Source organism: Yinghuangia aomiensis, assembly GCF_039542225.1.
Classification (GTDB): Bacteria; Actinomycetota; Actinomycetes; order Streptomycetales; family Streptomycetaceae; genus Yinghuangia; species Yinghuangia aomiensis.
The window spans coordinates 260,380-275,929 of sequence record NZ_BAABHS010000009.1 but is presented as its reverse complement, the minus strand read 5'-3'; the positions used below and the strand labels follow the sequence as shown (position 1 = coordinate 275,929).

Sequence of the window (15,550 nt, the reverse complement as noted above, 5' to 3'; positions counted from 1 at the left end):
GGTCCGGCGCGAGCCTATGGCGAGCGTGGCGCCGAACCGATCGGGATTCCCGCAGGTTCACCCAACTGGATGAACGGACCGGTCAGTTTTCGATGGGGACCGTCATGCCCCCGCGGGCGCTGTCCAGCATCGCTTGCGCCACCACCACGTTCACCAAGCCCTGGCGCATCGTGACGATGTCGGACTCCTTGCCGAGCACCGCGTCGCGGAACGCTTGGTGTTCGGTGTGGAGGGGTTCGGGCTTGGCGATGGCGTAGCGGATCATGTCGCCTTCGCTGACGCCGCGGAAGTTGGACAGCGCGACCCACTGGGCCAGTATTTCGGCGTTGTTGTGGAAGGTCAGGTCGACGTTGAGGGTGTCGGCGATCAGGCAGCCGCGTTCGCCGGTCACCACCGTGACGCGTTCCTTCATCGGGGACAGCCAGTTGACCAGGTGGTTCGTCACCGTGCCGTCGGTGAGCTGGCCTACGACGGCGACCAGGTCCTCGAAGGCGCGCCCGCTCTTGAAGGCGGTGCGCGCGGACACCGACCGGTACGTCTGCCCGGTCACCCACGCCGTCAGGTCGATGTCGTGGGTGGCCAGGTCCTTGACCACGCCGACGTCGGAGATGCGGTTGGGGAAGGGGCCTTGGCGCCGGGTGACGACCTGGTAGATGTTCCCGAGCTGGCCTTCCTCCAGGCGTGCGCGGAGCTGCTGGAGGGCCGGGTTGTAGCGCTCGATGTGGCCGACGGCGCCGACCAGCCCGGCCTCTTCGAAGGCTTCGGCGACCCGGCGGGACGAGGCGACGTCCTGCGCTAGCGGCTTTTCGACGAGTGTGTGCACGCCCGCCGCGGCCAGTTGCAGGCCCAGGTCCTCGTGGTACGCGGTCGGCGCGGCGACCACGCAATAGTCCAGTCCGACCGCGATCAGCTCGTCGACGGTCGTGAACAGCGGCACACCCCCCGCCGCGTCGTGCGGATCCCCCATCGGGTCGCACACGCCGACGAGCGTGACGTCGGCCAAGCCGCGCAGCACGCGGGCGTGGTGGCGGCCCATCATGCCGAGCCCGATGAGCCCGGCGCGCAACGGCTGTCCGGCCACAGGGCTCATTTTCCGGCCACCGCCTCGGCGACCGTCTTGAGGTCGGCGTCGCTCAGCTGCGGGTGCACGGGCAGCGACAGCACCTCACGGGCCGCGCGCTCGGTCTCCGGCAGGTCGAGGTCGAGCCGGAACGACGGGAGCCGGTGGATCGGCACCGGGTAGTACACGCCGGAGCCGACGCCGCGTTCGGCGAGGCGCTCGGCGAAGCCGTCCCGCCCGCCCGCGAACGCGTCTTCGGTGACGCGCACCGTGTACTGGTGGTAGACGTGCGTGGCGCCCGCGGCGACCGGCGGCGTCACGACGTCCGCCCCGGCCAGGTTCGCGTCCAGGAACGCCGCGTTGGCCTGGCGGCGCGCGGTCCAGCCGGCCAGCTTGCCGAGCTGGACGCGGCCGATCGCCGCGTGCAGGTCGGTCATCCGGTTGTTGAAGCCGACGATCTCGTTGTCGTACCGCTTCTCCATGCCCTGGTTGCGCAGCAGCCGGAGCTTCCGGACGACCGCCGGGTCGTCGGCGACGACCATGCCGCCTTCGCCCGAGGTCATGTTCTTCGTCGGGTAGAGGCTGAACACCGCGGTCTTGCCGAACGCGCCGACGGGCGTGCCGTGCAGCGCGGCGGCGTGCGCCTGGCAGGCGTCCTCGATGACCGCCAGCCCGTGCCGGGTGGCGAGCGCGTTCAGCTCGTCCATCGCGGCCGGGTGGCCGTACAGGTGCACCGGCATGATCGCCGCGGTGCGCGGGGTCACCACGGCGGCCGCGGCGGCCGGGTCGAGGCAGAAGTGCTCCGGCTCGATGTCGGCGAACACCGGGGTGGCGCCGACCAGCGCGACCGCGTTGGCGGTCGCGGCGAAGCTGAACGACGGGACGATCACCTCGTCGCCGGGGCCGATGCCCATGGCGAGCAGGGCCAAGTGCAGGCCGGACGTCCCGGAGTTCACCGCGACCACCGTGCGGCCGCCGACGATGGCGGCGAACTCCTGCTCGAACGCCGCCACTTCGGGGCCCTGCGCGAGCATGCCGCTGCGCAGGACGCGGTCGACCGCGTCTCTCTCCTCGGCTCCTAGGCTGGGTGCCGCCGCGGGGATGGATCGGACCATGAGGGGGTTACCTCCGAGAGGGTCTCGTCGATCTCGATGAAGCGCGCCCCGGTTTCCGGGCACACCCACCGGCGGACGGCCTGGGTGCAGCCGTCCTCTGCCTCCCCCGGTTCCTCCCCGGAACCAGCTTGATCCGGGACCAGCGGTACGCCGGCCCGGCCCACCCACTTGACGCGTCGTGCCGGTACCCCGGCAACGAGCGCGTAGTCCGGTACGTCACGGGTGACCACCGCACCGGCGCCCACGAGTGCCCACCGGCCGATGGTGATCCCGGCGACCACGACGGCGCGCGCGCCCACCGCGGCGCCTTCGCGGACCGTCACGCCCTGCGCGTGCCAGTCGCCGACCCGCTTGAGGCTGCCCTCCGGGTCGATGGACCGGGGGTACATGTCGTTGGTGAGCACCGCGGCGGGGCCGATGAAGACGCCGTCCTCGAGCCGGGCGGGCTCGTAGACCAGCGCGTAGTTCTGCAGCTTGACGTTGTCGCCCAGCTCGACGGCCGGTCCGACGTACGCGCCGCGCCCGATGATGCATCCGGTGCCCAGGACCGCGTCCTCGCGGATCTGGGCCAGGTGCCAGACGGTGCTCCCGGCGCCGATCGCCGCGGTCGCGTCGACGTCGGCGCTCGCCATGATCCGCACCGGGTCGGGCTCGCCGCCCGGCCCGGGAAGGCCGGCCCGGCCGGCGAGGTCGACCCCGCCGTCGGCGCGGCCGCCCGGGTCGGCGGGACGGGTGATCGGATCAACGCTGCCCGTGGGCTCCACGCGGGGCTCCTCGGTGTGCTCGGGGTCTGCGGGCGTCGGCACGGGGCGCGGTCACCGGCCGGCGGCGCGGACGAGGTCACTTATGGTGTGGGCGAGTTCGTCGGACGGGGACGCCCCGGTGAGGTTGCGGTCCGTCCACTCGAGAGCGGCCTTGCGCATCGCCCGGAGCCCCTCGGGGCGGTCGGCCCACTCGCGCAGCACGCGCCCCGCGTCGTCGGTGTCGCGGACGACGTATCCCGCCCCGGACTCGGTCACGATCCTAGCCATCCGGGGCAGGGGCGTGGCCACAACAGCCAGTCCGCAGCCCAGGTATTCGTACAGCTTTGTGGGCACCGCTTCGCGGAACGCGGGGGTGTCGTCGAGCAGCGCCAGACCGGTCCACGCACCCTGCGCGATGCCCCACGCCTCGCGCGGCGCGAGGCGGCCGTGCAGCCGGACCCGGGCCGCGGCGGGCGACTCGCGCCGCCACCGGGCGAGCCACTCCTGGTCGGCGGCGGCGACCGGCCCGACGATGTCCAAGTGCCACGGCTCGGCGGCCTCGACGGCCGCGAGCATCGCGGCCAGGCCGCGCGAGCGGCGCACGTCCCCGATGTAGACCGCGCGCGGCTCCGGGTCGGGGTCGGCCGGCTTCGGCAGGTAGCCGAGGTCGGGCAGGTTCTTCACCACCAGGCGTCGGCGCGCGGTCAGCGGCGGCACGTGGTCGTCGGCGACCACGGTGAGGTCCGCTCGCCGGGTCGCGGCCGTGCAGGCGCGGACCAGCACGCTGCCGACCGCGCCCTTCCAGGTGGCGCCCCACGGCCGGTCGCGGAGCAGCTTGAGGTAGTCCTCGTGCACGTCGGCGGCCAGTCGGCCGCGGCGCAGCAGCCGGACCGCGGCGGCCGCCGGGACCAGGTCGGGGTCGAGGGTCATGACCACCCGGCCGGACGCCCGGAACGGCAGCGCGAGGTCGCGCCGCAGTCTTCGGAAGGCGCCGCCGCGGTCGCCGAGCGCGACGACCCGGGTGCCGGCGGGGCCGCCGGCCGCGTCGCCGAGGCCGATGACCTCGACGGTCATGCCCGCGCGCAGCAGGGCCGCGGCGGTGCGGTGCAGGCGGGCGTCCGCGACGTCGTGCGCGGAGCTGACGATGCTGATGTCGACAGATGTCACGGCGGCCTCAGACGTCTTCCATGGCGAACGCGTCTTCGCCGACTTCGAGGAACCGCATGTACTCGCCGATGATCGTCTCGGGGTCGCCTTGGTCCATGAGCCGCCCCTTGTGCAGCCACAGGCAGTGGTTGGCCATTTCGCGGACGCTGGCCATGCCGTGGCTGACCAGGATGATCGTGCGTGCGGCGCGGCAGAGTTCGTCCATCTTGCGGGCGGCCTTGCGCTTGAACGCCGCGTCGCCCGCGGACAGCGCCTCGTCGACCAGGAGGATGTCCGGGTCCATGTGCACGCCGACGGCGAACGCGAGGCGCTGGTACATGCCCGACGAGTAGGACTTCATGGGCATGTCCATGAACTCGCCGATGTCCGCGAACGCGGCGATCTCCTCGTACTTCTCCTCGACCTCGGCTTCCGCCTTGCCCTGCGCGAGTCCGCCGAGGACGACGTTCTCGCGGCCGGTGAGCTGGCTGTTGAAGCCCACGCCGAGTGCGAGCAGCGTGCTGACCTTGCCGTGCACCTCGATGCGGCCCTTGGTGGGCGGCAGGATGCCGGCGATGGCGCGCAGCATCGTGGACTTGCCCGCGCCGTTCGCGCCGACGACGCCGAGCACGGTGCCGTGGTCGATACGCCACGACACGTCGCGGACCGCCTCGATCTCCTTGATCGTGCGTTCGCGGCGGCCGACCCGCTTGATGGCGCTCTTGAGCGTGGGGACCTTCTCCACCGACGTGCGGTAGGTGATCGACAGGTTGTCGACCTGGACCGCGAGCGGCTGGTCCGCGGACCGCGGCCGGGTGGCGGCGGACGGTGCGGCCTCGCCGGCCGGAGCGCCTTGGCCGGCTTGGGCGCCCTGGCCGGCCCGGTTGTTCCGGGCCGCCGGGTCCGGGCGGCCGGCTTCGGGTGCCTCGCGGGCCTCGGGGTCAGATGCGGTAGGCAAATTCACGCTCCCGGGACAGGAAGAACCAGGCTCCGCCGATCAGGGCCACGACCGCCCAGGCGGTGCCGTAGACCATGAGGGCACCGTCCGGCGCCCGGTTTTCCAGGACGACCTGGTTCCAGGAGCCGATGATCGGATACAGCGGGTTGACCTTGAAGATCCACAGCAGCCAGGGGTTCGCGGCGAGCTTCTCCTTGGCTTGCGAGACGGTGAACAGGACCGGGGACAGGTAGATCCAGATCCGCAGCGCGTACGGCAGCAGACTGGACGTGTCGCGGAAGTACACGGCCATCGCGGCGAAGAACAGCCCGCAGCCGAAGCTGAACACGGTCTGCACCACGAAGATCGGCACCAGCCACGCGAACGCGATGCCGACCGCCCGGCCGGCGGCGGCGTGCGCGATTGCGTAGACCACCAATGTCGGCCAATACATCATGAACGAGGAGAACAGCGAGGAAAGCGGAAGCAGCGCTTTCGGGAACGCCATGTTCATGATCATCTTGCCGCCGCCGGTGATCGACGTCGACGACAGCTGGACGATGTTGCGCGTGTAGTAGTACGAGAAGAGTCCCGACAAGATCACCGTGAAACCCATCAGCGGGTTGCTGTGCGGCGACCCGGCGAGGACGGTGACCAGCATGAAGTACACGGCGGCGAGCAGCAGCGGGTTGATCACCAGCCACAGCTGGCCGAACACCGTCTCGTAGTTGCGGCCCTTCAAGGTCGCGTGCGCCATGCGGTAGGCGAACCGCCGCCGCTGCCACACCTCGCGGAAGTACACCCGCAGCGGCGGCAAGTGCGCGTGGTACGGCTCGTACACATGCACCGGCACGCTGCTGTTCCCGGCGCCGCTGCGGCGCCCGACCTCTGCCTCGGCATCCATGACCGCCACTACCGGCTTCTCCTCGGCTGCGGAACATCCGGCCCGACGCCGGATTCCGCGATCGGCCGGATACCGGGTCGTAGCAGGTATAACGACGATACCGGCGATACCGGCGAAAATCGCCGCTCACAGGTCATGCGCCACTCCTCGTTGGCCGCGCGTCGGCCGCTGGTCGACCGCGCTTCGGCTATGCGCCGGCCAAAGACGACCGGCTGGTTGGACGACGGAAAATCACTCCGTCTCGGCGAACGAGCGGCGGCCCGAAAGGTGTTGAGGGCGCCGTCCGGCCAACCGCGCGTAGAGCCCCACCAGGATCTCCGCCTGGCCCTCCCAGGAGTTCTCCGCGAGCAACTCGTCGGTGTACGCGGCGGCGTAGGCCGCCGGGTCGGCGAGCACCTTTCCGGCGGCCTTCGCGAACGCCTCCGCGTCCCGTTCGCGCAGCCCGGCGTCGGCCGCCTCGTCGGTGGCGCGAACCGCGAACACCTCGCCGCAGCCCAGCTCCACGGTCTTCCGCGCCATCGCCTCGACGTCCGACACGACCATCGGAAGACGGGCGTGCATGTACTCGTAGTACTTGGTGATCAAGGCGATTTCGTGGTTGACCGTGTGCAGGATCGGGATCACTCCGGCGGTCGCCGACGCCAGATATGCGGGCACCTCATGAGGGGCCACGTAGGGCGCGGTGTGCATCCGGTCGCCCACGCCAAGTTCACCCGCACGTGCGACCAACGAACGTACGTACGCGTCGCGCTCGTCACCGCACACGACCGCCAGATGCACGCCCTCCAGCAGCGGCAGCGCCTCCACCGCGACGTCCACACCGCGCGCCGGAGACAGCGCGCCGCTGTAGACCAGCAGCGGCACCCCGTCGGCGAGCCCGAGCACGGCACGCAGCGACGGCGCACCACTGCCCGGCGCCGGCTCCAGTCCGATCATCGGCGCGTTGGCCACGACCGTCGGGCGTTCCGGCAGCCGGTACTTGCGCATCAGCATGTCCGCGAGCACCCCGGACACCGTCGCGACGGCGTCCGCGCGGCGGACGAACTCCCGTTCCAGACCCGTGTACGCGAGCTTGCGCTGGGTGGGCATGAACACGCCGTCGACGAACTCGTGCGCGTCGTAGACGACCTTGGGGCGCATGCCGCCGGACCGCTCGATGCGGTCGGCGATGCGGACCCCGATGCCCGGCGTGTGCATGTCGTGGGCGTGGATGACGTCGGGGCGGAACTCCTCCACGACGGCGCTCCACGCGTCTTCGAGCAGCAGCAGGTGCCGGGCGGTGCGCCGCCAGTCGCCGTCGCGGATGTAGACCTTCCACAACGTCTCTTTGGCTTTGTCCTTCAGCCCCGGACCGCCCGTGCCCGGCTCCTTGACGCTCTTCATCAGCCGGCGCCGCGCCTTGTAGTCCATACGCGTCGCGAAACTCGCCGCGCGCAGCAGCCTGATCTGCGCGGCCGAGCCGTGGTGCCGGGCGAGTTCGCCGGCCTTGAGCCGGAAGCGGTTGGACAGGCCGGTGCGCACCACGGCGGCCGCCCCGATGTGCGTCGTCCTGACGGGGCTGCCGGGCGCGTTCGGGTCGTAGCCGACGAGGAGCACGTCGAACCCGGCCTCGGCGGCGGAGTAGGCCACCTTCTGCACGCGGGAGTCGCGGGTGATGTCGTTGGCGACGAGCATCGCCACCCGCGGGGGGCTCATTGCGCGGCTCGCGGCGTCGCTCCCAGGAAGCGCGCGAGGACCTCGGCGCTGCGCGTGCCGTCGTGGTGCTCGCGCACGTAGGCGGGGCCGCGCGCGGCGATCCGGCGGGCGGCGTCCCGTTCCGCGACGACGCGCTCGAGTTCGTCGCGGAGCGTGTCCGGGTCGGCGTTGACGATCGGCAAGCCGTCGGGCAGGTACTGGGTGACGGACTCGTGCAGGTAGCACAGCGTGACCCGGCCGGCGGCGAGGGCCTGCACGGACATGACGCCGTACGCGCCGAACACGAACTGGTCCAGCACGATGTCCGCGTCGGCCAGCACCGCGGGCATGTCGGCGTGGGACACGCCCTTGATGCGGCGGTACTCGATCAGACCGGCGTCGTGGAGCTCCTCGACGACCGGCTCGATCAGCGCGGTGCCCTTGGTGAACGGGCTCGACGGGGCGTGCACGACGACCGGCCGGTCGCGCTCCAGCGGGACGCGGTCGGACGCCCAGAGCCCCGGGTCGACGACGACGGGCAGCCAGTCGGCGCCCGGGACGTCGTGCAGCAGGTCGGGCGTGGACACGAACTTCGGCAGGTCCAGGTCCCGGACGACCGGCCCCAGCCGGTCGACCTTGCTCTGCAGCGCCCGGGTCAGCTCGTGGTCCGGGTCGAACGGCGAGAACGGCACCCGTTCGCGTTGCGCGGCCGGGTCGCGGATCTCCGAACCGTGGAACGCGAGCGCGAGGGCGATCCCGGCGGCGTCCAGCTCGGCGAGGTCGAAGTTGGCCCACGGGCCGTTCAGGCGGCCGAACGGCGGCATCGCGCACTCGGCGAGGACGTGCGAGAAGTTGTCCAGCACGTAGGCGAGTTGCCGCAGCTGCCAGGTGCGGGACAGCCAGTCGTCGGTGGAGACGGCGTGGTCGGCGTCGTACCCGAAGCTGTTGCCGGAACTGAGCGCGAACGTTTCGGTGCCCACTCCGGGGATGTGCGTGCGCACGGCCCGCGCCCACTCGCGGCCTTGCCCGGCGGTGTTGGTGGGACCGACGGCGAGGCGCGTGCCGGTGCGGGTGACGGGGTCGGCTTCGACGGAACGGGCGTCGGCCACATGGGCTTCGGTCTGCGGCGCGAAGGCGTCGCGGTACGGCGCGTACGCGTCCGCGCAGCGGTCCGCCCACCCGGGGTCGGCGGCGGCCGCCGACCACACGCCCTGCCGGACCTGGGCGAGACGGCGGCGCGCGAACTTGCGGCGGATCCCGGTGACGAACCCGCCCCCTTCCAACGCGGCGACGTCGGCCCGGGCGAGGGAGATGTCGGCCGCGGTCTCGGGGTCGACGGGCACGTTGACGACCCGCAGGACGCCGCCGCCCTCGGCGGTCGCCGACGTCGACACCTCGGCGGCCTCGGCCGGGACGGCGAGGAGGACGTAGTTGCCGCGCTCGGCGAGCGCCCGGCTGTGCTCGAGCGGCGCGCTGCCGGGCTCGAGCGGGGTCTCGGCGGTGAGGAGGACGCGGGGGAGGGTGGGTCGGACGGCGGTGGGGTCGACCCGGGTGGCGCGGGCGCGCGGGCGCTCGTCGAGGATCGGGAGGAGGGCTTCGAGGTCGTCGGCCGGGCCTGGAGTGGAGTCGTTGGGCGGGGTGGCGGCGGCGAGGTCGGCGGCCAGGTCGAAGTCGGCTGCGGCGGGGACGGCGTCCGGAAGTGCGGCCACGTCGGGGGCCGCGGCGGAGTCGGAGAGCGCCCGAGAAGTGTCGTCGGGGTCGGTGGAACCCGACGCGCGCAGCGTGGCGTCCGCTGTCGGCGGGGCGGCGGCGGAGCCGTCGTGCGCACGGGGGGCAGAGGACGTGGCGGCGTCTTCGTCGCTCGCTGTGTCGGCGTCGTGAGCCCCGAGGTCGGCCACGACAGCCGCGGACGGGGGGACCACACGGTGGGCGAAAGCCGGCTCCGCCGAGTCGCCCAAGGCGTCGACGCCCCCACCGCTCTCGCTGCCTGCCGGGTCTGTCTCCGCGGGGGCCTCCGGCCCGCTGCCAGGCGGCCCCACGGCGGCATCGGCCAGGAACGACGTGGCCACCGAAGGCTTCTTGGTGTCGTGGTGGTCCGCCACCCCCGCACCGGCCGCCCGCGCGTCGGCCGCGTGGCCGGCGGAGTCGCCGAGGGCGTCCGCGCCGTCGGCCGCCTCGCCGAGCGCGTCGACGACCGCGCCCGCCTCGCGGTGAGCGGCGTCTGCCTCCGTGTCTGCCGCGGCGCGCTCGTCGGCGGACTCACGGTCCCGATCGTCCGCGGTCCGCGGCGTGGTCTCGGCCTGCTCGTCCGTGAGCGTGTCGCCCGTCGGCACGGCCGCCTCCGCAGGGGAACCGTCGGCGGCTGCAGGGGCCGAGCCCACCGGGGAGCTCCCGGCGGCGTCGGCCGGTCCGCCGGCAAGGACGGAAACCGCGCCGTCCCCCCCGGGGGTGGCGTCCGCCGCGGGCGTCGTGCCCTCGGCCGCCACCGTCTCGGCGACCGCCTCCGCCGTCTTCCGCTTGCTCGGCGCGCGCTTCCCCGGGCGTCGGCCGGTGCGCGTGGCACTCGTCGTCGGCTCGGGTGCCTCGTCGGTCGTCGGTGCGGCAGCCGCGGGCGCTTCGGCGACCTTGGCCTTCGGAGTCCGACGCGTCGGCTTGGGCTCCCCCGGCTCACCGGGCTCCCCCGGCCCCGCAGCCGCCGTCTTCCGCGGGGCTCGCTTCGCCCGCTTCGCCGGGGCCGGAACCTCGGCATCCGCCGTCGCCTTGCGGGTGCGGCGGGGCTTGGCGGGGGCCGGCGTGCCGGACTCCGCCGCCACCCCTGCGGCGTCCGGGGTGCCGTCCGCGGGCTCGGCGGCAGCCGACGGCTCCTCCGGTGCCACTCGCTTCCGGCTCCGTCGCGGCTTCGCCTTCGCCGCGGCGACCGCCGACGGGCTGGACGCGTTCTCCGTGGCGACAACCTCCGGCGCGGTCCCCCCCGCGGTCTCCCCCACCGCGACCGCCGCCCTCCCTGTCGAGGTGTCCTCCGCGGCGTCCGTGCCCGTGACGACGGATTCCGTATCGGCCATCAGAACTCTCCCTGGGTGGTGCGGTGATGCCGGGCGAGAAACGGCGCGAGGGCCGCGGCAGAGCGCCGGCCATCGTGGTAGCTGCTCGCGAATCCCGGCCCCTGAGCGGCCAGTTCGCGGGCATGATCGCGATCGTCGAGGACCGATTCCAAGACGCCGCGGAGGGTGGACGGAGTGGCGTCGAGCTGCGGCAAGGCGCCGTCGTAGCGTTCCCGCACGCGCGGCGCGGCATGCCCGACGACCAGGCGCCCCGCGGCCATCGCCTGCGCCGCGAGGACGCCGACGTTGCCGATCGCCAGCTGGTCGATCACCACATCCGCGTCCGCGACCAGCGCGGGCATGTCGGAGGGCCGCACGTCGGCCGCCCGCCGGTATTCGACCAGTCCCCGCGCCGCGAAGTCCCCCACCACGGCGTCGATCAGTGCCGAACTCTTGAGCGTGCCGCGCGACGGCGCGTGCAGGACGACCGGCCGGTCCCGGGTCAGCGGCTCCGGGCCCGGGCGCCAGATCCCGGTGTCCACGGCCACCGGCAGCCACACGGCGTGCGGCCACCGGTCGAGGACGAAGTCGAGCAAGTCCGGCGTCGACACGAACACCGGCCCGGCCCAGTCGGCGAGGTCGGCCATCCGGGCGTCGTACCGGGGCTGGAGTTCGCGCGCGAGCGCGCCGTTCGGGTCGGCGAACGGGGATTCCGGGTACAGCTCGCGGTGCCGCCGCGGGTCGCGGACGTCCGAGCCGTGGAACACCAGCCCCACGGCCACTCCCGCCTCGCGCAGCGCCCGGGTGTCGCCGGACGCGTGCCCGCTCCGCGCCGCCCGGCCGGTCAACGGCAGCCCGGACTCCAGGAGCACGTGCGTGGCCTGTGCCGCCACATGCCGCCGCAGGGCCAGGTGCACGCCGGCGGACTCCCAGCCCGCCGCGCTGAGATACCGGTCGGCCGGGAACCGCAGCGGGCCTTCGCGGTGCAGGGCGACGACCTCGGTCCGAGCCCCGGCGACGTACCGTTCCACCGCCTGCGCCCACGCCCAGCCCTGCCCGGCCATGTTCGCGGGTCCGACCACGAGATACGGGTCGCCTCCGGCGCGGGAGACCTGCGGCCGCGGCGCCACCACGGACAACTCCGCGGCCGCGAGCACCCCGCCCGCCGCGCCGCCGTGCACGACGTCCGCCCGCCCGCTCACCGCGCGCTCCAGCCCGCGCAGCGCGCGGCGGACATCCCGGTCGGTCCCGAAGCCGTCGTCGTCCGATGCCGGACGGTGGTACTCGATCCGTACGCCGCCGCGCGCCGCCACATGCGACGCCGCCAGCAGCGCCACCGCGTCGCACGCGTGGATCACCTGCGGCCGCAGTTCGTCGAGGACCGGGCGCAACGCCGCCTCGGCATCGAAGGCTTCGGGCAGCGCGGCACGTCGGCCGAGCGCCGGGACCAGCATGTGCAGCCGCTTCCCCGGCCGTCCCGCGACCGCCTTGCGCAGCGCGGTCGCCGCCCCCGGCACCTGCGCGGCGACGCCGCCCGGGTCGGCGGCGAGGAACGCCGCATAGGTGCGCGCCGCCCGCGCCTGCACCGGGTCCGTGCCGCGGCGCCGGTCCCGTCCCGCCGCCACCGTCCGCGCCGCCGGGACGGCCAGCACCTGTACACCGTCCGCCCACGCGCTCGCGCCGAGTCCGCCGGGATCCGGCGCCAGCAGCACCGTGTCGAAGCCGGACGCACCCGCCTGCCGCGCGAGTTCGCGCACCTCGGCACGGTCCGCGCCGACCGGGTTGCCCACGAGCACGACGGCGCGCGGCCCGGCTTCGGCCAGCCCGGCCGCGTCGTCGAGACTCCGCGGCTCCCGGCCTGCCGCGGCAGCGTCGGCCGCGGGCTCGGCCGCGCCCCCGCCCGAGGCGAACCCCGCCGCGCCCGAGCGGATTTCCCGGGCGAGCGTCCGGCCGTCCCGGGCCGACGGCGCGAGCCCGGTCAGCCGTTCGTACAGCGCGGCGACGTTGTCCGCCTGCCGCTCCCACGCGTGCTCGTCCAGGAACCCGTCGGCCGCATAGGGCTTCACGTACCGCGACCGGTCGGCCAGCACCCGCTGCACCGCCTCGGCCAGGCGGCGCGCGTCGCCCGCCGGGAACACCTCGCCGCAGCCGAGATCGCGGGTGAACGCGGCCATCGTCCGCACGTCGGAGACGACGATCGGCAGGCCCGCATGCATGTACTCGTAGTACTTCGTGATCAACGAGATCTCGTGGTTCGGCAGATGCCGCAGCGGGATCACGCCGACGGTCGCGGTGGCGAGGTGGTCGACGACCTCGTCCGGTTCGACGTAGGGCACGAAGTGGAACCGGTCGGCGACGCCCAGGTCCGCGACCCGCGCTTCGAGTTCCGCGAAGTAGGGCCGCCGGTCCCCCGCGACCACCACCGCATGCGCGTCCGGCAGGTACACCAGCGCCTCGGCCAGCGTGTCCACCCCGCGCTCCGGCGCCAGCCATCCGGAGTACACCAGCACCGGCACGTCGTCCGGCAGTCCCGCCGCACCGCGCACCCCGCGGCCGCCGTGGCCGGTCGGCCGGGCCAGGCGCGGCGCGTTGGCGGCGACCGTCGGGCGCACCGGCAGCGCGTAGCGTTCCCGCAGCAGGTCGGCGAGGGTGTCGGAGACGGTGACCACACCGTCGGTGCGGGCAACGAGTTCGCGTTCGAGGCCGACGTAGCCGGCCTTCTGCACCGGATCCGGGTAGCCCGCGCCCGCCACGAACTCCTGCGCGTCGTAGATCATCACCGCGTCGCGGCCCGCGCGCCGGGCACGTTCGACGGCGCGCACGCCCACGGCGAGCGCCGTGATGTCCTGGGCGTGCACGATCGCCGGTCCGAGCGCGTCGATCTCGGGTCCGAACGCGGCTTCGAAATCGGCCAGTTGCGGCTGGGTGGCGCGCCATCCCGCGCCCGGCGCCAGCCACCGGTACGCGACCGCGCGCGCCGCCGCCCCCGGCCGGTCCACGCGCGCCAGGCGCGCGGCGTGCCGCCGGGTCGCCTCGCGCCGGAGCATGTGCCGGGCGCGCGCCGCGGTCACGCCCGCGCTCCGCACGCCGTACCGGAGCATGCCGCCCGGGTCGGCGGCCAGGTCGCGGCGCAGGAAGTTCACCGCGGCCCGGTCGGCGACCTCGTCGTCGCGGCTCGCGAAGCCGATCCGGCCGAGCAGGCCGCGCAGCCGCCGCGCTTTGCGGTACGGCGCGACGACGGCGGGCACCGGCACGCGCACGACCGCCGCCGCGCCGCGCTCCGGATCGCCGAGCGTGGTCACTTCGCGCGCCGCGGTGCGCGAACGTCCCAGCACGACCACGTCCCAGCCGCGTTCCGCCATGTCCAGCGCGAGCTTCTGGATCCGCGAGTCGCCGGTGATCCAGTTCATGCGCAGCAGGACCAGGCGGGGTGCGGACCGGTCGGCGCGGGTGGGCATCAGGACACCAGCCGTCCGTACAGGTCGAGCAGCGCCGGGACTTGCGCTTCCCAGGTGTTGCGGGCCAGGAGGTCGCCGTCGTACGGCTTGGTGTAGCGCGACGGGTCGGCGAGTACCGCGCGGACCGCGGCGGCGAACGCGGCGGCGTCGCCGGCCGGGAACACTTCGCCGATGCCGTGGTCGCGGGTGAAGGCGCCGACGGTGCGCAGGTCGGAGACCACGAGCGGCAGCCGCGCGTTCAGATACTCGTAGTACTTACTCGGGAGCGACAGTTCGTAGTTCGGCGAGTGCAGCGAGGTGACGATGCCGATCGTGCCGGCCGCGAGGTGGGCGACGACCTGGTCGGGGGCGACGTAGGGCAGCACGTGCAGCCGGTCGCCGACGCCGAGTGCGGTGGCGCGTTCGACCAGCGCGTCGACGTAGCCGTTGCGGGCGGTCACCATCGCGAGGTGCACGTCGGGCAGGTCCGGCAGGGCGGCGACCGCGGTGCCGAGGCCGCGTTCCGGCGCGGTCATCCCGGCGTAGACGAGCAGCGGCACGTCCGCGCCCAGTCCGGCCGCGGCGCGCACGTCCGGCACGGGTTCGGCGGTTCCCGACGCGAGTTCGGCGACCGTCGGCGCGTTGCACACCACCGTGGGGCGCACCGGGAGCCGGTGGTCGGCGGCGAGGAGGTCGGCGATCGCGTCGGAGACCGTGACGACGCCGTCCGCGAGGGGGATGTACTTGCGTTCCTGGGCGCTCATCGCGGGGCGGAAGGCGGGGTCGCCGGGGCGGTCCCAGCCCGCGATGTACTCGTGCGCGTCGTAGACGATCTTGACCGGGCTTCCGGCCGCCCGGAGTTTGAGCGCGGAGCGGGTCACCAGCCCGATGGTGTCGAAGTCGTGCGCGTGCAGGAGGTCGGGCCGGAGTTCGGCGATGACCGGGGCGAAAGCGGTGTCGAAGTCGACGAGTTGCGGCTGGGTGCGCCACGCGCCGCCGTCCCGGCCGACACCCGCGGCGAGCCGGTCGCGGGCGCCGGGCTCCGCCGCCTTGGCCGCGGCGCGCTGGTAGAGCCTGCGGCGTGCTTCGATCCAGTAGCCGCGCGTGCGGTCCGCGGCGGCAAGGCCGGTGACCCGCAGCCGGCCGCGCAGGTCGCCGCCGCGCAGGGCGAGGAGGCGGCGTTCCACGTCGAGGTCGGCGCGCAAGGCGCGGCGGGCGTCGACGCGCATGCGGGCCTGTTCGCCGGAGCGGTAGCCGAGCCTTCCGGCCAGGCCGCGCGGCGGGTTGTCCTTGCGGTAACCCTGCGCGGTCATCCGCAGCGGCACCCGGACGACCCGGGCGGGGCCCAGGGGGTATTCCTCGCGGACGGTGCCGCGCGCACGTCCCAGCAGCACGACGTCCCACCCGGCTTCGGCCGCGGAGCGGGCGGTTTTCTGGACGCGGGAATCCCCGTCGATGTGGTTGGTCACGACCATGACGGCGAGCACGCGGCC

10 protein-coding genes are annotated in these 15,550 nt (G+C 73.8%); all 10 read right to left on the bottom strand.

The genetic code is table 11. The features are described from left to right. Positions 1–82: 82 nt before the first annotated feature. On the bottom strand, positions 83–1,090 hold the full coding sequence (locus tag ABEA93_RS15010) for a Gfo/Idh/MocA family protein (RefSeq protein ID WP_345676005.1): 1,008 nt from the start codon (positions 1,088–1,090) through the stop codon (positions 83–85). Then, entirely contained in the window at positions 1,087–2,175 is a 1,089-nt protein-coding gene (locus tag ABEA93_RS15005; RefSeq protein ID WP_345676004.1) for a DegT/DnrJ/EryC1/StrS family aminotransferase, read from the bottom strand. Before ABEA93_RS15005 ends, ABEA93_RS15010 begins: the two co-directional genes overlap by 4 nt. After that, a complete protein-coding gene (locus ABEA93_RS15000) occupies positions 2,139–2,807 on the bottom strand; it encodes an acyltransferase (RefSeq protein WP_345676048.1) in 669 nt (222 codons plus the stop codon). Before ABEA93_RS15000 ends, ABEA93_RS15005 begins: the two co-directional genes overlap by 37 nt. A 183-nt stretch (positions 2,808–2,990) precedes the next feature. After that, a complete protein-coding gene (locus ABEA93_RS14995; RefSeq protein WP_345676003.1) occupies positions 2,991–4,085 on the bottom strand; it encodes a glycosyltransferase family protein in 1,095 nt (364 codons plus the stop codon). Between the two features lie 7 nt (positions 4,086–4,092). After that, a complete protein-coding gene (locus ABEA93_RS14990; RefSeq protein ID WP_345676002.1) occupies positions 4,093–5,022 on the bottom strand; it encodes an ABC transporter ATP-binding protein in 930 nt (309 codons plus the stop codon). Next, a complete protein-coding gene (locus ABEA93_RS14985; protein WP_345676001.1) occupies positions 5,006–5,914 on the bottom strand; it encodes an ABC transporter permease in 909 nt (302 codons plus the stop codon). The genes ABEA93_RS14990 and ABEA93_RS14985 overlap by 17 nt, the downstream gene beginning before the upstream one ends. Before the next feature lie 222 nt (positions 5,915–6,136). Then, complete coding sequence (locus tag ABEA93_RS14980) at positions 6,137–7,600, bottom strand: glycosyltransferase (protein WP_345676000.1); 1,464 nt, start codon at positions 7,598–7,600, stop codon at positions 6,137–6,139. Continuing rightward, on the bottom strand, positions 7,597–10,641 hold the full coding sequence (locus tag ABEA93_RS14975; protein ID WP_345675999.1) for a glycosyltransferase family protein: 3,045 nt from the start codon (positions 10,639–10,641) through the stop codon (positions 7,597–7,599). Before ABEA93_RS14975 ends, ABEA93_RS14980 begins: the two co-directional genes overlap by 4 nt. Then, a complete protein-coding gene (locus ABEA93_RS14970) occupies positions 10,641–14,078 on the bottom strand; it encodes a glycosyltransferase (protein ID WP_345675998.1) in 3,438 nt (1,145 codons plus the stop codon). Before ABEA93_RS14970 ends, ABEA93_RS14975 begins: the two co-directional genes overlap by 1 nt. After that, a complete protein-coding gene (locus ABEA93_RS14965) occupies positions 14,078–15,544 on the bottom strand; it encodes a glycosyltransferase family 4 protein (RefSeq protein ID WP_345675997.1) in 1,467 nt (488 codons plus the stop codon). Before ABEA93_RS14965 ends, ABEA93_RS14970 begins: the two co-directional genes overlap by 1 nt. Positions 15,545–15,550 lie beyond the last annotated feature (6 nt).

What these genes read in the sequence shown, in the direction of transcription:
- ABEA93_RS15010 (WP_345676005.1), bottom strand. Translation starts at nt 1,090, where the DNA reads ATGAGCCCTGTGGCCGGACAGCCGTTGCGCGCCGGGCTCATCGGGCTC.
- ABEA93_RS15005 (WP_345676004.1), bottom strand. Translation starts at nt 2,175, where the DNA reads ATGGTCCGATCCATCCCCGCGGCGGCACCCAGCCTAGGAGCCGAGGAG.
- ABEA93_RS15000 (WP_345676048.1), bottom strand. Translation starts at nt 2,807, where the DNA reads ATGGCGAGCGCCGACGTCGACGCGACCGCGGCGATCGGCGCCGGGAGC.
- ABEA93_RS14980 (WP_345676000.1), bottom strand. Translation starts at nt 7,600, where the DNA reads ATGAGCCCCCCGCGGGTGGCGATGCTCGTCGCCAACGACATCACCCGC.
- ABEA93_RS14975 (WP_345675999.1), bottom strand. Translation starts at nt 10,641, where the DNA reads ATGGCCGATACGGAATCCGTCGTCACGGGCACGGACGCCGCGGAGGAC.
- ABEA93_RS14970 (WP_345675998.1), bottom strand. Translation starts at nt 14,078, where the DNA reads ATGCCCACCCGCGCCGACCGGTCCGCACCCCGCCTGGTCCTGCTGCGC.